This is a genomic window from Spirilliplanes yamanashiensis (assembly GCF_016863475.1).
Lineage (GTDB): Bacteria > Actinomycetota > Actinomycetes > Mycobacteriales > Micromonosporaceae > Spirilliplanes > Spirilliplanes yamanashiensis.
In genome coordinates this window covers 176206-194816 of the sequence record NZ_BOOY01000026.1, presented here as the reverse complement: position 1 = coordinate 194816, position 18611 = coordinate 176206, and the positions used below count along the sequence as shown (strand labels likewise).

Annotated in this window: 16 protein-coding genes; 8 read left to right on the top strand and 8 right to left on the bottom strand. The window is 73.5% G+C overall.

Annotated elements, in window-relative coordinates; all coding sequences use genetic code 11:
* The first annotated feature begins 14 nt into the window (after nucleotides 1-14).
* The 4 genes from Sya03_RS17815 (at nucleotide 15) to Sya03_RS17800 (ending at nucleotide 4532) form a co-directional block, all read left to right on the top strand.
* Nucleotides 15-806 carry an ATP-binding cassette domain-containing protein gene (locus tag Sya03_RS17815; RefSeq protein ID WP_203939431.1) on the top strand — a complete coding sequence of 264 codons (792 nt, stop codon included), beginning with the start codon at nucleotides 15-17 and terminating at the stop codon, nucleotides 804-806.
* The gene (locus tag Sya03_RS17810; RefSeq protein WP_203939430.1) at nucleotides 803-2044 is read left to right on the top strand and encodes a sugar ABC transporter permease; all 1242 of its coding nucleotides are present in this window, start codon (nucleotides 803-805) and stop codon (nucleotides 2042-2044) included. The genes Sya03_RS17815 and Sya03_RS17810 overlap by 4 nt, the downstream gene beginning before the upstream one ends.
* The gene (locus Sya03_RS17805; protein ID WP_203939429.1) at nucleotides 2045-3250 is read left to right on the top strand and encodes an ROK family protein; all 1206 of its coding nucleotides are present in this window, start codon (nucleotides 2045-2047) and stop codon (nucleotides 3248-3250) included.
* Nucleotides 3251-3446: 196 nt separating this feature from the next.
* On the top strand, nucleotides 3447-4532 hold the full coding sequence (locus Sya03_RS17800) for a sugar ABC transporter substrate-binding protein (RefSeq protein ID WP_203939428.1): 1086 nt from the start codon (nucleotides 3447-3449) through the stop codon (nucleotides 4530-4532).
* On the opposite strand, the gene Sya03_RS17795 is transcribed toward Sya03_RS17800, so the two are convergent.
* Together Sya03_RS17795 and Sya03_RS17790 are read right to left on the bottom strand one after the other, a co-directional pair.
* The gene (locus Sya03_RS17795) at nucleotides 4529-5542 is read right to left on the bottom strand and encodes a LacI family DNA-binding transcriptional regulator (protein ID WP_239107629.1); all 1014 of its coding nucleotides are present in this window, start codon (nucleotides 5540-5542) and stop codon (nucleotides 4529-4531) included. The two genes, Sya03_RS17800 and Sya03_RS17795, sit on opposite strands and share 4 nt — an antisense overlap.
* Nucleotides 5543-5595: 53 nt before the next feature.
* The gene (locus tag Sya03_RS17790) at nucleotides 5596-8022 is read right to left on the bottom strand and encodes a glycoside hydrolase family 3 N-terminal domain-containing protein (protein WP_306890662.1); all 2427 of its coding nucleotides are present in this window, start codon (nucleotides 8020-8022) and stop codon (nucleotides 5596-5598) included.
* Nucleotides 8023-8291: 269 nt separating this feature from the next.
* Between Sya03_RS17790 and Sya03_RS17785 the strand changes: the two genes are divergently transcribed.
* The 4 genes from Sya03_RS17785 to xylA are packed head-to-tail and all read left to right on the top strand — an operon-like array spanning nucleotide 8292 to nucleotide 12655.
* The gene (locus Sya03_RS17785) at nucleotides 8292-9632 is read left to right on the top strand and encodes an extracellular solute-binding protein (protein WP_203939426.1); all 1341 of its coding nucleotides are present in this window, start codon (nucleotides 8292-8294) and stop codon (nucleotides 9630-9632) included.
* Nucleotides 9629-10555: a carbohydrate ABC transporter permease gene (locus Sya03_RS17780; protein ID WP_203939425.1), complete on the top strand. Its 927-nt coding sequence runs from the start codon at nucleotides 9629-9631 to the stop codon at nucleotides 10553-10555. The genes Sya03_RS17785 and Sya03_RS17780 overlap by 4 nt, the downstream gene beginning before the upstream one ends.
* 1 nt (nucleotide 10556) lies before the next feature.
* Nucleotides 10557-11453 (top strand): carbohydrate ABC transporter permease, encoded by an 897-nt coding sequence (locus Sya03_RS17775; RefSeq protein ID WP_203939424.1) that lies wholly within the window; start codon nucleotides 10557-10559, stop codon nucleotides 11451-11453.
* A gap of 14 nt (nucleotides 11454-11467) precedes the next feature.
* Nucleotides 11468-12655 (top strand): xylose isomerase, encoded by a 1188-nt coding sequence (gene xylA, locus Sya03_RS17770; RefSeq protein WP_203939423.1) that lies wholly within the window; start codon nucleotides 11468-11470, stop codon nucleotides 12653-12655.
* Here xylA and Sya03_RS17765 read toward each other — a convergent pair.
* The 6 genes from Sya03_RS17765 to tsaB are packed head-to-tail and all read right to left on the bottom strand — an operon-like array spanning nucleotide 12642 to nucleotide 18522.
* On the bottom strand, nucleotides 12642-14387 hold the full coding sequence (locus tag Sya03_RS17765; RefSeq protein ID WP_203939422.1) for an ABC transporter ATP-binding protein: 1746 nt from the start codon (nucleotides 14385-14387) through the stop codon (nucleotides 12642-12644). The two genes, xylA and Sya03_RS17765, sit on opposite strands and share 14 nt — an antisense overlap.
* 1 nt (nucleotide 14388) lies before the next feature.
* A complete protein-coding gene (locus Sya03_RS17760) occupies nucleotides 14389-16098 on the bottom strand; it encodes an ABC transporter transmembrane domain-containing protein (protein WP_203939421.1) in 1710 nt (569 codons plus the stop codon).
* A gap of 49 nt (nucleotides 16099-16147) precedes the next feature.
* Complete coding sequence (locus Sya03_RS17755) at nucleotides 16148-16402, bottom strand: hypothetical protein (protein WP_203939420.1); 255 nt, start codon at nucleotides 16400-16402, stop codon at nucleotides 16148-16150.
* On the bottom strand, nucleotides 16399-17445 hold the full coding sequence (gene tsaD / locus Sya03_RS17750; RefSeq protein ID WP_203939419.1) for a tRNA (adenosine(37)-N6)-threonylcarbamoyltransferase complex transferase subunit TsaD: 1047 nt from the start codon (nucleotides 17443-17445) through the stop codon (nucleotides 16399-16401). Before tsaD ends, Sya03_RS17755 begins: the two co-directional genes overlap by 4 nt.
* On the bottom strand, nucleotides 17438-17866 hold the full coding sequence (rimI, locus tag Sya03_RS17745) for a ribosomal protein S18-alanine N-acetyltransferase (protein WP_203939418.1): 429 nt from the start codon (nucleotides 17864-17866) through the stop codon (nucleotides 17438-17440). The genes tsaD and rimI overlap by 8 nt, the downstream gene beginning before the upstream one ends.
* A complete protein-coding gene (tsaB, locus tag Sya03_RS17740) occupies nucleotides 17866-18522 on the bottom strand; it encodes a tRNA (adenosine(37)-N6)-threonylcarbamoyltransferase complex dimerization subunit type 1 TsaB (RefSeq protein WP_203939417.1) in 657 nt (218 codons plus the stop codon). Before tsaB ends, rimI begins: the two co-directional genes overlap by 1 nt.
* Nucleotides 18523-18611: the final 89 nt, after the last annotated feature.

Here is an 18611-nt window from a genome sequence, read left to right as displayed (position 1 = left end):
AGGGACGCTGATCGGTGGCGGTGAGACCCCTGCTGGAGGTGCGTGGCGTCGACAAGAGCTTCGGCGCCGTGCAGGTCCTGCGCGACGTGGCGATGAACGTCTTCCCCGGCGAGGTGACCGCGCTCGTCGGCGACAACGGCGCCGGCAAGTCGACCCTGGTCAAGTGCATCTCGGGCATCTACCCGATCGACGCCGGGCAGGTCGTGTTCGACGGCCGGCCGGTGACCGTCAGCAGCCCCAAGGACGCGGCGGCGCTCGGCATCGAGGTCGTCTACCAGGACCTCGCGCTGTGCGACAACCTGGACATCGTCTCGAACATGTTCCTCGGCCGGGAGAAGCGCTCGGGCATCGCGCTGGACGAGGCGACGATGGAGCAGATGGCGCACCGCACGCTGGCCAGCCTGTCGGTGCGCTCGGTGTCGCTGCGCCAGCCCGCGGCCAGCCTGTCCGGCGGCGAGCGGCAGACCATCGCCATCGCCAAGGCGGTGCTGTGGAACAGCCGGGTCGTGATCCTCGACGAGCCGACCGCCGCGCTCGGCGTGGCCCAGACCGCCCAGGTGCTCGAGCTGGTGCGCCGGCTCGCCGACAACGGCCTGGGGGTCGTGCTGATCTCGCACAACATGAACGACGTGTTCGCGGTCTCCGACCGGATCACCGCGCTGTACCTGGGCCGCACCGCCGCGCAGGTGCGCACGAGCGAGGTCACCCACTCGCAGGTGGTCGAGCTGATCACGGTGGGGTACACGGGCTCGATCGGGCTGCTGCCGGACCCGGGGTCGTACGAGGGCATGGGCGGGCGTTCGTGAGCACCCCGCTGGCGCCGCCCGGCACGGACGACTCGGTGGCGGCGCACCTGCGCGACTACGTCACCAAGGTGCGCGGCGGCGAGATCGGCAGCCTGGCGGCCGTGCTGGGCCTGGTCGTGCTGTGCGTGGGCTTCTCGGTGGCGCGCCCGTCGTTCTTCACCGCGGGCAACTTCGCGAACCTGTTCACCCAGGGCGCGCCCGTCATGATCATCGCGATGGGGCTGGTCTTCGTCCTGCTGCTGGGCGAGATCGACCTGTCGGCCGGCTTCGCCAGCGGCGTGTGCGCGGCGATCCTGGCGGTGTTCCTCACCGAGTGGGGGCTGCCCTGGTACCTGGGCGTCGGGGCCGCGTTGCTGACCGGCGTGGTGATCGGCCTGGTGCTGGGCACGCTGGTCGCCTACGTGGGCATCCCGTCGTTCGTCGTCACGCTCGCCGCGTTCCTCGGCTTCCAGGGCCTGCTGCTCCTGCTGCTCAAGGGCGGGCGCAACACCCCGGTCGAGGACGACGTCATCTACGCCATCGAGAACCGCAACCTGCCGGTCTGGCTGGGCTGGGTGCTCGCGGTGGTGGCGATCGCGGGGTACGCGGCGGTGCAGTTCGCCCGCCACCGCACCCGCACCGCCCGCGGCCTGGCCACCGAGCCGCTCGGCATCGTCGCCGCCCGCATCGCCGGCCTGGCCGTGATCCTGCTGCTGGCCACGGCGGTGCTGAGCCGCGAGCGCAGCATCAACATCGCGGTCACCTCGGTGAAGGGCGTGCCGGTCATCGCCCCGATCATCGGGGTGCTGCTGGTGGTGTTCACGTTCGTGCTCCAGCGCACCCCGTACGGCCGGCACGTGTACGCGGTCGGCGGCAACAAGGAGGCGGCCCGCCGCGCCGGCATCAACGTCAACCGCATCCGCGTCTCGGTGTTCATGGTGGGCTCGTTCATGGCGGCCATCGGCGGCATCGCGGCGGCCAGCCGGGCGTCGTCGGTCGACCCGAACACGGGCGGCAGCAACGTGCTGCTGTACGCGGTGGGCGCGGCCGTCATCGGCGGCACGAGCCTGTTCGGCGGCAAGGGCCGCGTGCTGGACGCGGTCATCGGCGGCGCGGTCATCGCCGTCATCGACAACGGCATGGGCCTGATGGACTTCAGCGGCGGCGCGAAGTTCGCCACGACGGGCCTGATCCTGCTGCTCGCGGCCACGGTCGACGCGCTGTCCCGGCGCCGCGCGACGGCGACCGGCAACAGGTAGATGCGCGCCGCGCCCACCCAGGACGAGGTCCGCCGGCAGAACCTCGGCGCGCTGCTGCGGTGGGTGCACCTGCACGGCGCCACGTCGCGGGCGGAGCTGACCAGCCTGCTCGGCCTCAACCGCAGCACGATCGGCGCGCTGACGGCCGACCTGGCGGCGGCGCGCCTGGTCGCCGAGGACACCCCGAAGGGGCTGCGCCGGGCGGGCCGGCCGTCGCTGGTGGTGCGGCCGCAGTCGGCGTCGGTGTACGCGTACGCGGTCAGCATCGAGGTGGACCGGCTGCGCGCGGCGCGGGTCGGCCTGGGCGGGGTGGTGCTGGACCGCCGCGAGCTGCCGCGGCCGCGCGGCGTGCAGATCCTGGAGACGGTGGCGCCGCTGGCGGGGTTCGTCCGCGAGATGCACCGGCGGGTGCCGGCCGGCGCGATCTACGTCGGCGGCGGGGTCTCGGTGGCGGGCATGGTGCGCCGCGAGGACGGCCTGGTCCGGCTGAGCCCGCACATCGGGTGGGTGGACGAGCCGATCGGCATCGCGCTGGCCGCGGAGCTGGGCGGTGACCAGCCGATGACGGTGGGCAATCACGCAGACGTGGCGGCGCTGGCCGAACACGCCCGGGGGGCCGCGGCCGGGTGCGACAACGTGCTCTATCTGTACGGCGACGTGGGCATCGGCGGCGGCATCATCGCCGGCGGGCGCCGGGTGACGGGCCACGGCGGCTACGGCGGCGAGGTGGGCCACATGGTGGTGAACCCGCACGGCAAGCCGTGCGGGTGCGGCTCGCGCGGCTGCTGGGAGACCGAGATCGGCGAGGCGGCACTGCTGACGGCGGCGGGCCGCGCGGGGGCGACGGGCCGCGACGCGATCCTCGCCGTGGTGGACGCGGCGGAGCGCGGCGACACGACGGCGCGCAACGCGTTGCGGCAGGTCGGCGACTGGCTGGGCTTCGGCGTCGCGAACCTGGTGAACATCTTCAACCCGGAGGCGGTGCTGTTCGGCGGCACGCTGCGCGACGTCTACCTGGCCGCCGCCGCGCACGTGCGCAGCCGCCTGAACGAGATGGCGCTGCCGGCCACCCGGGAGCACGTCCGGCTGCGCACGCCGGCGCTGGGCGACGACGCGACCCTGATCGGCGCGGCGGAGCTGGCGTTCGAGCGGCTGCTCGCCGACCCGCTGGACGCGGCGGGCTCGCCGGTTCCGCCCCCTCGTTGATCATGCGTCCGGCCCGGGGGCTGGGCTAGCATGGCCGCCGCGCCCTTCTCCGACAGGGCGTCGTCGATTTCCGGCGCGTTACGCGATCGTGATGCGGCCTCCGTGGACTCGGACTTCCGGCGCCCTTGTGCCCCATGCCGGAAGAGACTTACGTTGCCGGGCGCCGGGGATGACACGCGCGACGAAGGGACAGCGGATGCGCAGCGGTATAGCACTGGCGACCACGGGCCTCCTCCTCATGGGCAGCCTCGCCGCCTGCAGCGACGACGCGGACAGCAGCGCACCGAAGACCCCGAAGATCGGCGTCATCCTTCCCGACAAGACCACCTCGATCCGGTGGGAGACCGCCGACCGCAAGTACCTCCAGCAGGCGTTCGACGAAGCCGGGATCGCGCACGACATCCAGAACGCGGAGGCCGACAAGAAGCGCTTCCAGCAGATCGCCGACAGCATGATCAAGGGCGGCGTCACCGTCCTGATGATCGTCAACCTCGACTCGATCACCGGCAAGGTCGTGCTCAACCAGGCCGCCGCGGCCGGCGTCGCGACCGTCGACTACGACCGGCTGACCCTCAACGGCGGCGCCTCGTACTACGTCAGCTTCGACAACCGCGGCGTCGGCACCCTGCAGGGCGAGGGCCTGGTCAAGTGCCTGGAGGCGCAGACGCCGAAGAAGGCCAAGCCGGTCATCGCCACCCTCAACGGCTCCCCCAGCGACAACAACGCCACGCACTACAAGAACGGCTACAACGCCGTCCTGGAGGACCGCTACTTCAACGGCGACTACACCAAGGGCCCGGACCAGGACGTCCAGGACTGGGACAACAACCTCGCCGGCACGATCTTCGAGCAGATGCTCAACCAGACCAAGAACAAGATCGACGGCGTGCTGGCGGCCAACGACGGACTCGCCGGCGCCGTCATCAAGGAGCTGGAGCAGCGCAACCTCAACGGCCAGGTCCCGGTCACCGGCCAGGACGCCGACGTGGCGGCGCTGCAGCGCATCCTCAAGGGTGACCAGTGCATGACGGTCTTCAAGGACACCAAGAAGGAGGCGCAGGCCGCCGCCGAGCTGGCGATCTCGCTGGCGAAGAAGCAGCCGAAGCCCGCGCCGACGACCGTGAAGGACACCGAGTCCGGCCTGGACGTGCAGTCGGTGCTGCTCAAGCCGGAGGCCATCTTCAAGGAGAACGTCAAGACGGTCGTCGAGGCGGGCTACGTGACCCGCGAGGCGCTGTGCAAGGGCGCTGTCGACGAACTCTGCCGCCAGCAGGGCATCTAGCGCCCGGGCGGCGGCGCGGTGGAGCGGCGCACGACCAGTTCGGTGGCGAGCTCGACGTGGTGCGAGTCGAGCTTCTCGCCGGCGGCCAGCCGCAGCGCGGTGCGCAGCGCGACGCCGCCCATCTCCTGCAGGGGCTGGCGCACGGTCGTCAGCGGCGGCGCCGCGAACCAGGCGACCTGGGTGTCGTCGAACCCGACGATGCTGACGTCCTCGGGGATCCGCAGCCCCCGCGCCCGGGCGGCCTCGATCACCCCGGCCGCCGTCTCGTCGCTGCCCGCGAACACCGCCGTCGGCGGCTCGGGCAGGTCGAACAGGGCCGCCCCGCCGACCACGCCGTCGTCGTAGCGGAACCGGCCCGTGCGGACGTAGCCGTCCGGCACGGGCGCGCCGGCGGCGTCCATGGCGGCGCGGTAGCCCTGCAGCCGGGCCTGGTTGCAGGCGGCGGCCGCCGGGCCGCCCAGGTAGCCGATGCGCCGGTGCCCGAGGTTCAGCAGGTGCTCGGTCGCGGCCAGGCCGCCGGCGAAGTTCGTCGACCCGACGCTGGTCACCCGGGCGCGCGGCAGGTGCAGCGGGTCGATGACGACGAGCGGCAGGTTCGCCCGCGACAGCACCTGCAGGTCGTGCACCGTCAGATCCTTGACCACGGAGATGACCGCCCGGCGCCCGGCGGCGACCAGGTCGCGCGCCCAGCTGCCGGCCGCCCGGCGGCGGCCCTCCGCGGACGGCGGGTCCTGGGTGCGCAGGCTGACGGCCACGGTGACGCCGGCCGCCGCGCCGGCGCTGACGACGCCCTGGACGATCGCCGTGGAGTAGGCGTTCAGGTCGTCGCCGAACATCAGCTCGACCGGCGCCGCGGCCGCGCCGCGGCGCGCCGCCCGCACCCGGCGCCCGGTGTAGTCGTGCTGCTGCAGCAGGGTCTGGATGAGCGCCCGGGTCGCGGGCGCCACGTCGTCGTGACCGTTGAGCACCTTGGAGACGGTCGCCACCGACACTCCCGCGGACGCTGCCACGGTGGCCAGGGTGGCTCGCGGCCTGTCGGCTGACACGACGACGTCCTCCGCTTCTACCCGCCGACGGCGCCGGCCACCGGGATGTGCTCCACCGGGGTCACGAGCCACCGGTCGTGTCCCACCACCCGGGTGGCTCCGGTCAGCCGCACGACGGCGCTGCAGGGCAGGTCGGCCGACGACGTGCCGACGAGCACCTCGACGTCGCCGGGCTCGACGATGCGCCGGAACTCGCGGCCCGTGAAGGCCGTCCGGTCGGCGTGCACGCGGAACTGTACCTGGACGGCGGCGCCCGGTTCGAGCCGGACACGCGTGAACCCGGCGAGCTGCCGCACGGGCCGGGTCACCTGGGCGAGGACGTCGCGCAGGTAGAGCTGGACCACCTGGTCGCCGGCCCGGGCGCCGGTGTTGCGCAGCCGCACGGAGACGGTGAACTCGCCGTCGGTGGGCACCTCGGTGTCGCTGACGCGCAGGTCGTCCACCGCGAAGCTGGTGTACGAGGCGCCGTGGCCGAACGGGAACAGCGGCGTCGCGTCCAGGCTGCTGATGTTGTTGTGCTCGACGCCGAGCGGCGGCGCCAGGTAGGTGCCGGGCTGGCCGCCTGGGTCGCGCGGGATCTGCACGGGCAGCTTGCCGCCGGGCACGACGCGGCCGCTGAGCACGCCGGCGATCGCCGCCCCGCCCTCCTCGCCGGGCATGAACGCCTGCACCAGCGCGGCGGCCCGGCCGTGCACGTCGCCGAGCGCGTACGGGCGGCCGGAGACGACGACCACCACGACGGGCGTTCCGGTGGCCAGCAGCTCGGCGAGCAGGTCGGCCTGCACGCCGGGCAGCCGCAGGTCGGCGGCGTCGCAGCCCTCGCCGGACGAGCCGTGCCCGAACAGGCCGGCGAGGTCGCCGACGACGGCCACGCACACGTCGGCGTCCCGGGCGGCGGCGACGGCGGCCGCGAAACCGGACCGGTCGTCGCCCTGCACGGCGCAGCCGGGGGCGTGCGTCACGTCGGCGCCGGGCAGCTCGGCGCGCAGCGCGTCGACGAGCGTAGGCACCGCGACGCCGAGGCCGGAACCCGGGTAGCGGGGCAGCACGTGGTTGGGGAAGGCGTAGCAGCCCATGAACGTGCGCGGGTCGGCGGCGCACGGCCCGACGACGGCCACCCGGCCGGGCCCGGGGCGGCCCTCGTCGCGCAGCGGCAGCGCCGTCCCGGCGTCGAGCAGCACGACGGACCGCTCGGCCAGCTCGCGGGCCAGCGCGCGGTTGTCCGGCGAGTCGAGGTCGGTGGCGTCGGCGCCGGCCACCGACCGTTCGGGGGTCCACCCGGCGTCGAGCAGGCCGAGGCGCGCCTTCTGGGTGAGCAGGCGCCGGGCGGCCCGGTCGACCAGCTCCTCGGGCACGTCGCCGCGCCGCACCCGCTCGACCAGGCCGGGGCCGAAGCCGAGGGTGTCGGGCAGCTCGACGTCGACGCCGGCGGCCAGGGCCTGCGCCCCGGCGTCGTCGGTGCCGTCGGCGACCCCGTGCATGGTGGCGAGGAACGGCACGGCCCAGTAGTCGGACACGACGGTGCCGGTGAAGCCCCAGTCGCCGCGCAGCAGGTCGGTGAGCAGCCACGAGTCGGCCACCGCCGGCACGCCGTCCACATCGGAGTACGAGTTCATCACCGAGCCGGCCCCGGCTACCGCGACGGCCGTCTCGAACGGCGGCAGGATGACGTCGAGCAGCTCGCGCCGGCCCATCGGCACCGGCCCGTGGTTGCGCGCCCCGCGGGCGGCGGAGTAGCCGGCGAAGTGCTTCAGCGTGGCGATGACGCCGGCGCTCTGCAGGCCGCGGACGTAGGCGGCGCCGAGCATCGAGACGAGGTACGGGTCCTCACCCATCGTCTCCTCGACGCGCCCCCAGCGGTAGTCGCGCACGACGTCCAGCACCGGCGACAGTCCCTGGTGGACGCCCACGGCGGCCATGTCGCGCCCGATGGCGGCGCTCATCCGCTCGACGAGGCCGGGGTCGAACGTGGCGCCCCAGGCGATCGCCGCCGGGTACACGGTCGCGCCGAACGTGGTGAACCCGGTGAGGCACTCCTCGTGCACGAGCGCGGGGATGCCGAGCCGGGAGGCGTCCATGACGATCCGCTGCTGGCGGACGAGTTCGGCGGCGCCCTCGGCGGCGGTCAGCGGGACGCTGCCGTACACCCGGGTGAGGTGGCCGAGCCCGTGCCGGGCGGCCTCGGCCAGCGGCACCGTGCCGGAGGCGGCGAACACGTCCTGCATGGGCGCGACGTTGATGGCGGCCTCGGGGTCGGGGGCCGGGGCCTCGCCGGGGGCCGGCTGCATGTCGTTGCCCACCCACCGGCTGCCGAGCTGGGCGACCTTCTCCTCGAGCGTCAGCTCGCCGAGCAGCAGCTCGACCCGTTCGGCGACGGGCAGCGCCGGGTCGCGCCACGAGGGCGCCGCCGGGTGGTTGCCGGCCGCCGGTTCCGGTGTCGTCACGGTGCTCTCCTTCGGCCGGGATCCCGCTTCGAAAGTTTCGGAAATCCTGTGGATCAGCCGTGCCCGCGGCGCCGCCGTTACGGCAGCGTCGGTGCGTGGGCAGGGCTCGTCGTCGACCTCGACTTTCGCCTATCGACAGCGAAGGTTCAAGCCCTTGACACGCCAGAAACGGAATCCTACGTTGACGAAACACTCCGATAATTTTCGTGATCTCGCTCTCCCCATCCCCCGTCGCGTCACCTCGAGTACGGAGAAGCAGCGTGGAACGCATGCCGATATCCCGTCGGAACTTCCTCAACCTCGCCATCGGCGCCGGCGCCGCCGCCGGGCTCGCCGCGTGCGGCAGCTCGGGTCCCGGCTCGGGCTCCGGCGGCAGCGGCAGCGGCAACGCGGCCGGCGCCGCCACCTACTGGTCGCTCAGCGGCCCGCCCGGCGAGCCGATCCGCAAGGCCGCCATCGATCGCTTCAACGCGGCCAACCCGGACAGCAAGATCACCCCGACGTTCTTCCAGAACGACGCCTACAAGCAGAAGATCAAGACGTCGATCGGCGCGGGCGAGGGCCCGACCATGATCTGGGGCTGGGGCGGCGGCGGCCTGAAGACCTACGTCGAGGCCAACCAGGTCGAGGACCTGACCGGCTGGCTCAACGAGAACGCCGCGCTCAAGGACAAGATCTTCCCGTCGTCGTTCGGCGCCGCCACGGTCAACGACAAGATCTACGCGATGCCCATCGAGACGGTCCAGCCGATCGTCCTGTTCTACAACAAGCAGGTCTTCGAGAAGGCCGGCCTGCAGCCCCCGCAGTCCTGGGGCGACATCGTCGACAACCTGGTGCCGAAGTTCAACGCGGCCGGCATCGCGCCGTTCTCGCTCGGCGGGCAGTCCCGCTGGACCAACATGATGTGGCTGGAGTTCCTGCTCGACCGCACCGCCGGCTCCGAGGTCTTCGACAAGGTCTTCGCCGGCGAGGCCAACGCCTGGTCCGACCCCGCCGTGCTGGACATGCTCACCAAGGTGCAGAACCTGGTGAAGGCGAACGGCTTCATCAAGGGCTTCTCGTCGATCACCGCCGACTCCAACGCCGACCAGGCCCTGCTCTACACCGGCCGGGCCGCGATGATGCTGCACGGCTCCTGGTCGTACGGCATCCAGCAGTCCGAGGGCGGCGACTTCGTGAAGAGCGGCGGCCTGGGCTGGATGAACTTCCCACCGGTCGAGGGCGGCAAGGGCGACCCGTCGAACACCGTCGGCAACCCCGGCCAGTACCTGTCGATCTCCTCCAAGGCGACGCCCGAGGCGAAGGAGGTCGCGAAAAAGTTCTTCTCGACCACGCTGGTCGACGACGCCGAGATCGACGGCTGGATCAAGTCCGGCGGCGTCCCGATCATCAAGGGCAGCGACGCCAAGCTCGGCGCGTCCCCCGACGCCGAGTTCCTCAAGTTCGTCTACGACACCTCGGCCAACGCGAAGGTCTTCGCCCAGTCGTGGGACCAGGCGCTGAGCCCGACCGCCGCCGAGACCCTGCTCGACAACATCGCCAAGCTGTTCCAGTTGCAGATCACCCCGCAGCAGTGGGTGGACAGCATGAACGGGGTCATCGGGAAATGACGACGCTCGCTCCGCCCGTCGCCCAGGTGAAGGAGTCCGCCGGCCAGGCCGGCGGGCGGAGCGGCGCGGTCGCCTGGATGGCGCTGCCCGCGCTGCTGATGTTCGTCGCGTTCGGCGTCGTCCCGCTGCTGGGCGTCCTCGCGCTGAGCTTCACCACCTGGGACGGCATCGGCGACATCCAGCCGTCCGGCCTGACCAGCTGGCGGGCCACGCTCAGCGACCCCGGCCTGCCGCACGCGCTGTGGGTCACGTTCCTGGTGATGGCCCTGTCCTGGGTGGCGCAGACGCCGCTGTCCATCCTCATCGGGGTGTTCCTCGCCGCGCACAAGCGCTACCGCGGGTTCCTGGCGGTGCTCTACTTCATCCCGCTGCTGCTCAGCTCCGCGGCCATCTCCATCACCTACAAGGCGCTACTCGACCCCAACTTCGGCCTCGGCGCCGGCCTGGGCATCCCGCTGCTCGCCCAGGACTGGCTCGGCCGCGGCAACCTCGCCCTCGGCGTCGTCGTCTTCGTCGTGTCGTGGCAGTTCATCCCGTTCCACTCGCTCATCTACCAGGGCGCGGTGCGGCAGATCCCCACCTCCATGTACGAGGCGGCGCAGATCGACGGCGCCGGGCGGGTCCGGCAGTTCCTCAGCATCACGCTGCCGCAGCTCAAGTACACGATCATCACGTCGTCGACGCTGATGGTGGTCGGCTCGCTGACCTTCTTCGACCTGATCTTCGTGCTCACCGCGGGCGGCCCCGGCGACGCCACCCGGGTGCTCGCGCTCAGCATGTACCAGCAGGGCTTCCAGGCGAACCTGATGGGACCGGCCAGCGCCATCGCGGTCATCCTGGTCCTCGTCGGCCTCGCCCTGGCGCTGCTGCTGAACCGCATCGGCGGCGGCAGCTCGTCGCAGAGCCAGCTCGAGGGGGCCTGACATGGCCACCACCCTGGCAAGCGGCACCGGCAGCAAGGCCGAGCCCGGCCCCGCCGAGCCCCGCGGTCGCCGGCGCCTCGGCCAGCTCAACTGGTTCGGCGGCACGTTCGGCTGGCTGTGGCTGCTCGTCGTGATGCTGCCGATCTACTGGATCGTCATCACCAGCTTCAAGGAGCAGAGCAGCTACTTCGCCTCCAACCCGCTGGCCCCGCCGACCGAGGTCACCCTCGACAACTACCGGCTGGTCATCGAGAGCCAGTTCGCCCGCTACTTCATGAACAGCGTCATCGTCACGCTCGGCGCCGTCCTGCCGGCCGTGCTCATCTCGTTCATGGCCTCGTACGCGATCGTCCGGGCCGGGGCGCGCAGCCGGTTCCTGCGGGCCACCAACAGCCTGTTCCTCATGGGCCTGGCCATCCCGCTGCAGGCCACGATCATCCCCGTCTACCTGATCATCATCCGGCTGCAGATGTACGACACCCTGGCGGCGATCATCCTGCCGTCCATCGCGTTCGCCATCCCGCTGTCGGTGCTGGTGCTGTCCAACTTCGTCCGCGACGTGCCGAAGGAACTCTTCGAGTCGATGCGGATGGACGGCGCCACCGAGTGGAGCACCCTGTGGCGGCTGGTGTTCCCGCTGACCCGGCCCGCCCTGGTCACCGTGACCATCTACAACGGCCTCGGCATCTGGAACGGCTTCCTGCTGCCCCTGATCCTCACCCAGAGCCCCGAACAGCGGACCCTGCCGCTGGCCCTGTGGACCTTCCAGGGGCAGTACAGCGTCAACGTGCCCGCCGTCCTGGCGTCGGTGGTGCTGACCACCCTGCCGATCCTCATCCTGTACGCGATCGGCCGCCGCCAGCTCCTGTCCGGCCTGACCGCCGGCTTCGGCAAGTGACCCCGGAGGTAACCATGGCACCGCAGCCGACCCGCGAGGACAAGTTCAGCTTCGGCCTGTGGACGGTGGGCTGGCAGGCCCGTGACCTGTTCGGCGAGGCCACCCGCCCCGTCCTGGCCGCCGTCGAGGCGGTGCACAAGCTGGCGGAGCTGGGCGCGTACGGCATCACCTTCCACGACGACGACCTCGTCCCGCCCGGCAGCAGCCCCGCCGAGCGGCAACGCATCATCGACGAGTTCAAGGCGGCGCTCGACGAGACCGGCCTGGTCGTGCCCATGGTCACCACCAACCTGTTCGCCGACCCGGTGTTCAAGGACGGCGGGTTCACCAGCAACGACCGGTCGGTGCGCCGGTACGCCCTGCGCAAGGTCATGCGCAACATGGACCTGGCCGCCGAGCTGGGCGCCCAGATCTACGTGTTCTGGGGCGGCCGGGAGGGCTCCGAGGTCGACTTCGCCAAGGACGTCCGGGCCGCCCTCGACCGCTACCGGGAGGGCATCGACCTGCTGGCGCAGTACTCCATCGACAAGGGCTACGGCATGCGCTTCGCGATCGAGCCGAAGCCGAACGAGCCGCGCGGCGACATCCTGCTGCCGTCGATCGGGCACGCGCTGGCGTTCATCTCCGAGCTGGAGCACCACGAGATGGTCGGCATCAACCCCGAGACCGGCCACGAGCAGATGGCCTCGCTGAACTACACCCACGGCATCGCCCAGGCGCTCTGGCAGGGCAAGCTGTTCCACATCGACCTCAACGGCCAGAAGGGCCCGCGGTACGACCAGGACCTCGTCTTCGGCTACGGCGACCTGCTCCAGGCATTCTCGACGGTCGACCTGCTGGAGAACGGCGCGCCCGGCGGCGGGCCCACCTACGACGGCGACCGGCACTTCGACTACAAGCCGCTGCGCACCGAGGACATGTCCGGCGTGTGGGAGTCCGCCCTCGCCAACATGGAGCTCTACCTGGCGCTGCGCGAGCGGGCGCGGGCGTTCCGCGCCGACCCGGAGGTGCAGGAGGCGCTGGCCGCCGCGCGGGTGGCCGAGCTGTCGGAGCCGACGCTGGAGCCGGGCGAGGGCCACGAGCAGCTGGCCGCCGACAAGACCGCGTTCGAGGACTACGACCTGGAGGCGGCCCGCACCCAGGGCTACGGGTACGCCCGGATCCAGCGGCTGGCCCTGGAGCACCTGGTCAGGATGCGCTGACCCCGGCGCCGTGCCACGAGCGCCACAGCGACGCGTACGACCCGCCGGCCGCGACCAGCTCGTCGTGGGTGCCCAGCTCGATCACGCGGCCGTCCTCGACCACGGCCACCCGGTCGGCGTCGTGCGCGCTGAACAGCCGGTGGGCGATCGCGACGACCGTGCGGCCGCGCAGCACCGCCGCCAGTGAGCGCTCCAGGTCGCGGGCGGCGCGCGGGTCGATGAGCGACGTCGCCTCGTCCAGCACCAGCGTGTGCGGGTCGGCGAGCACGAGCCGGGCGAGCGCGAGCTGCTGCGCCTGGGCCGCCGTCAGGTCCACGCCGCGCGCGCCGACCTCGGTGTCCAGCCCGTCCGGCAGGTCCGCCGACCAGCCCACCGCGGCGAGCGCTGCCGTGACGTCGGCGTCGGACGCGCCGGGGCGCACCATGGCCACGTTGTCGCGCAGCGTGCCGAGGAACACGTGGTGCTCCTGGCTGACCAGCGCCACCTCCCGGCGCAGCCGGTCGAGCGGCAGGCCGGCCAGCGGCACCCCGCCGACCGTCACCGCCCCGGCCGTCGGCGCGTGCACGCCCGCGAGCAGCCGGCCCAGCGTCGACTTGCCCGCCCCGGACGGCCCGACGATCGCGAGCCGCTCCCCCGGCCGGATCGTCAGGTCGATGCCGCGCAGCACGTCCCGGCCGGGCTGGTAGGCGAACCGCACGCCCGCCGCGACCAGCTCCCGGCCCGCGGGCTCGGCGGTCGCGGCGCGCTCCGGCTCGCCGGTGCGGCCGATGCCGAGCAGCCGGGCCAGCGACGCGGCGCCGACCTGCAGCTCGTCGAGCCAGTTGAGCAGCCGGTCGACGGGGTCGATGAGCTGCTGCACGTACAGCGTCGCCGCGGTCACCGCGCCCAGGGTCACCATGCCGTTCAGGTGGAACCAGCCGCCGACGAGCAGCGTCGCCGCGACCGGCACCACGTAGCCGATCTCCACGATCGGGAACCAGACGGTGCGCAGGCGCAGCGTGTACTTCTCGGCGGCCGCCGCGCCGGTCAGGTCGGCGTCGGAACGGGTCACCCGGTGCCGGGCGCGGCGCAGCACGTCGACCGTGCGGGCGCCGTCGACCGTCTCCTGCAGGCCGTCGGTGACCTTCGCCCAGGCCGCGTTCTCACGCAGGTAGCCGGCGGGCGCCCGGCGCAGGTACCACCGGGTGCCACCCCACAGCAGCGGCACGGCGACCAGGCACGGCAGCGCCAGCAGCGGGTCCACCAGCAGCAGCGCGCCGACCACGAAGCCGCCGGTCACGATCGCGATGAGCGTCTCCGGCACCGCCCGCCGGACGCTGTGCGACAGCGCGTCGACGTCGCGGCTGGTGCGGGTGACCAGGTCGCCGGTGCCGGCGCGTTCCACGGTGGACAGCGGGATGGCCAGCACCCGGTCGACGAAGTCCTCGCGCAGCTCGGCCAGCACCCGCTCGCCGAGGGTCGCCGACGCCAGCCGGGCGAACCGCGTCAGCACCGACTGCACCAGCACGAACCCGACGATGAGCAGCGCGACCCGGTCGATCGTGGCGCCGGCGCGCCCGCGCTCGATCGACTCGACCAGGCCGCCGAGCAGCCGCGGCGCGACCAGGCCGGTGGCCGCGGCGACGGCGTGCAGCGCCAGCGCCCCGCCGAGCGCGCGCGGGTGGCGGCGCAGCAGCGTGCGGGCGTACCGGCGCACCATCGCGGCGTCGGCCACCGGCAGCGGGGTGCTCACGTCAGTCCTCCTCGCGCGTGACGGTGCGGGCGTAGCCGGGACAGGAGTCGAGCAGGTCGCGGTGGGTGCCGGCGGCCACGGCCCTGCCGCCCTCGACGTAGACCACCCGGTCGGCCCGGTCGAGCACCAGCGGGCTGGTCGAGCAGACCACCGTGGTGCGCCCGGCGCGGGCCGCGCCCAGCCGGGCGGCGATCCGCGCCTCCGTGTGCGCGTCGACGGCGCTGGTCGGCTCCACCAGCACCAGCACCTCCGGGTCGGCGAGCAGCGCCCGGACCAGCCACAGCCGCTGCTGCTGGCCGCCGGAGAACGACCGGCCGCGCTCGGCCACGTCGCTGTCCAGGCCGTCCGGCAGGGCGTCGAGGACGTCGTGGGCCGCGGCCGCCGCCACGGCCGCCGCCATCCGCTCCCCGCCGGCCGCGCCGTCCGGGTCGAGGTCGGCGCGCAGCGGGCCGGTGAACAGCCGGGCGTCGTTGTCGGCCACCAGGATCCGCCGCCGCACCGCGTCCAGCGCCAGCGCGTCCAGCGGGACGCCGCCCAGCGTCACGGCGCCCGGCGCGCCCGGCGCGTGCCGGCCCAGCCGGTCGGCGATCGCCGCGGCGTCGGCCGGCACGGCCGCGGCCACCGCGGTCAGCTCGCCCGGCCGCACCTGCAGGCCGCTGGGCGCGTCGACCAGCTCGGCCGGTCCGCCGGGCGCCGCGGCCGGCGCGGCGGGCTCGGGCAGGTCGCCGGTCGTGCCGAGCATGCGCACCACCCGGCGGGCGGCCACGTGGCCGCGGGTGAACTTGTCCAGGGCCTCGGTGAGCGTGCGCAGCGGGGCCACCAGGAACGCCGCGTAGCCGTAGAAGCTGACCAGCTGGCCCACGGTGATGCTGCCGTCGATCGCGAACCGGGCGCCCAGCCACGTCACCACGGCCAGCAGCAGCCCCGGCAGCAGCACCTGCGCCGCCTCCAGCACCGACTCGGTGCGCGCCACCCGCACCCCGGCCCCGCGCAGCGCCTGCGACTCGGCCCGGTACGCCGCCGCCATCGCGTCCTCGCCGCCGACGCCGCGCAGCACCCGCAGCCCGGCGACCACGTCGGCGGCCCGGCCGGTGAGCCGGCCCTGCGCGTCCCGGTACGCCTGCTGGCGCCGGTGCAGCGGCCGGATCAGCAGGCTCGCCACCGCCATCAGCAGCGGCACGCCGAGCACCACGACCAGGCCCAGCGGCACCGACGTGCTCAGCATGATCACGGCGACGACCACGATCGCGACGACCGCGCCGGTGCCGCGCGCGCTGATGTCGACGGCGTCGCCGACGTGCACGATGTCGGAGGTGCTGATCGCCACCACCTCGCCCGCGTCGAGCCGGCGCGGCAGCGCGCCGCCGAGCCGGGCGGCCTGCCGGACCGTCAGCTGCACGGTGCGCATCGCGGCGGCCAGCCAGTTGTAGACGGCCAGCCGGTGCCGGGTGATGCCGGTGAGCGCCTGCACCACGCCCAGCCCGAGCCCGGCGAGGGTCCACGCCGTCAGGGCGGGCGCGTCGCGCGCGGCGAGGGCGTCGATCGCCCGGCCGACGACCGCGGGGATCAGCGCCTGCCCGACGAACCAGATCACCGCGAGCGCCATCGCGCCGGTCACGGACCGCCAGGTGCGCCGGGCCGTCCAGACGAGGAATCGGGCGGGTCCGCGATGATCGGGGGTGCCGGGGTCCTCCGGCGGCAGCGGGCGCATGGCAGGGTCCGACGTTACGGACCGCGCCCGCGCCGGGGCGAGCGGTTTTCTACCGGTCGACCGGGCTGAAGTCCCACACGTGCGGGGCGCGCGCGACCAGCTTCTCCGGCGGGTCGGCGAACGGCACCGGGCTGCTGCGCCACTTCGAGATGACCACGATCCGGTTGTCGGGCGACGTGAACACCTCGCTCGACACGTGCAGCGGCTCCACCTCGACGGCCGGCACCGCCCGGTCGCACACCCAGGTGAGCAGCTCGGCGAACCCGCGGGGGTGCGCGCGCACCTCCCACATCCGGACGATCACACCGTCACCGTCGTCAGCGCCATGGCCGAGTCGGCGGGCAGGTCGAGGCGGCTCGGCGCCACCCCGGCCGCGACCAGCCGCGAGCCCAGCGCGGCCACCATCGCGCCGTTGTCCGTGCACAGCTTCGGCCGCGGCACCCGCACCGTGATGCCGTGCTTCGCCGCGCGCTCCTCGGCCATCGCCCGCAGCCGCGAGTTCGCCGCCACCCCGCCGCCGATCACCAGCGTGTCCACGCCGTGCGTGCGGCACGCGTCGATCGCCTTGGCGGTGAGCACGTCGCAGACCGCGTCCTGGAAGCTGGCCGCCACGTCGTTGACCGGCACCGGCTCGCCGGAGCGCTCCTTCGCCTCGACCCAGCGCGCCACCGCCGTCTTCAGGCCCGAGAACGAGAAGTCGAACCGGTGGTTCGCCAGGTCCTTCGGGGCGGTCAGGCCGCGCGGGAACTGGATCGTCGCCTGCCCCTCGCGGGCGGCGCGGTCGATCGGCGGGCCGCCCGGGAACGGCATGCCGAGCAGCCGGGCCACCTTGTCGAACGCCTCGCCCGCCGCGTCGTCGATCGTCGCGCCCAGCGGGGTCACGCCCGCCGTCAGGTCGTCCACCAGCAGCAGCGACGAGTGGCCGCCGCTGACCAGCAGGCCGATCGCCGGCTCGGGCAGCGGGCCGTGCTCCAGGGTGTCTACGGCCACGTGCGCGGCCAGGTGGTTCACCCCGTACACCGGCTTGTCCGCGGCCAGGGCGTACCCCTTGGCGGCGGCGACGCCGACGAGCAGCGCCCCCGCGAGGCCCGGGCCCGCCGTCACGGCGATCGCGTCGACGTCGGCCAGGGTGACCCCCGCCTCGTCGAGCGCGCGCTGCATCGTCGGGACCATCGCCTCCAGGTGGGCGCGGCTGGCCACCTCGGGCACCACCCCGCCGAACCGGGCGTGCTGGTCCACACTGGACGCCAGCGCGTCGGCCAGCAGGGTGTGCCCGCGCACGATGCCGACGCCGGTCTCGTCGCAGGAGGTCTCGATCCCGAGGACCAATGGCTCGTTGTCAGGCACGTCGCATCATCACCAGGGCGTCTGTGTTGCTGGGCTGGTAGTAGCCGCGGCGGACGCCGACGGCCTCGAACTCGTGGCGGGCGTACAGGTGCTGGGCCGGCGCGTTGTCCACGGCCACCTCCAGCAGCACGGTCGCCCGGCCCGCCCGGTCGAGCAGGGCCTCGAGAAGGGTACGTCCCAGGCCGCGGCGCTGGGCGTCGCGGCGGACGGCGATGTTCTGCACCCACGCCTCACCCGGCTCGGTGACGGCCAGGCCGGCGTAGCCGAGCACCGCGCCGTCCTCCACCGCGACCACGTAGTGGTGCCCGCCGGCCAGCTCGTTCCAGAACATGCCGGCCGACCACTGCTCGGACCCGAACAGGTCCGCCTCGATCTCCAGCACGGGCTCGATGTGCCACCAGCGGAACCGCGTGAGTTCCATCAGCGCAGAGCGGGCTTGCGGGCGCCCGGCTCGACGGCGTCGGGCCGGCGCAGGTACAGCGGGGTGAGCGGCTCGGTGGGCGCCTTGTCGCGCACCCGCCCGGCGGCCAGCTCGGCGAGGTGCAGCGCCGGCGGGTACAGCAGCTCGCCGTCGACCGGCAGCCCCAGCACGTCGGCGTACTTCTGCGCGCCCTCACCCACGGCCCGCTCGGCGGTCACGCCGACGTCCGCGGGCCGCGCCACCTCGGGGCCGCGCTCGCGCACGCCGTCGGCGTACGTCGCCCAGTAGACCTCCTTGCGGCGGGCGTCGGTGGCGGCGAGCACCCGGCCCGCGCCGGCCGCCCGGCCGAGGGCGTCCAGCGAGCACACCCCGTACACCGGGACGCCCAGCACCTGGGCCATGCTCGCGGCGGTGACCAGGCCGACGCGCAGGCTGGTGAACGGGCCCGGCCCGAGCCCCGCCACGATCGCGGTCAGCTCACCCGGCCGCACCCCGGCCTCGGCGAGCACCTCGGCGACGTGCGGCGCGAGCAACTCGCCGTGGGCGCGGGCGTCGACGGTGCGGCGCTGGGCGACGATCGCCACCCCGCCGTCGGTCACCTCCGCCACCGCGGCCGTCACCGCGGGCGTCGAGGAATCCAGCACCAGTACAAGCACGATTGGCACCCTAGCCGGTCGGCGGCGGCGCCCCCACGGCCGCCCGGCGTCCTGGCTCCCGGGTGCGTTTCCCGGTGGCACCGGAGATC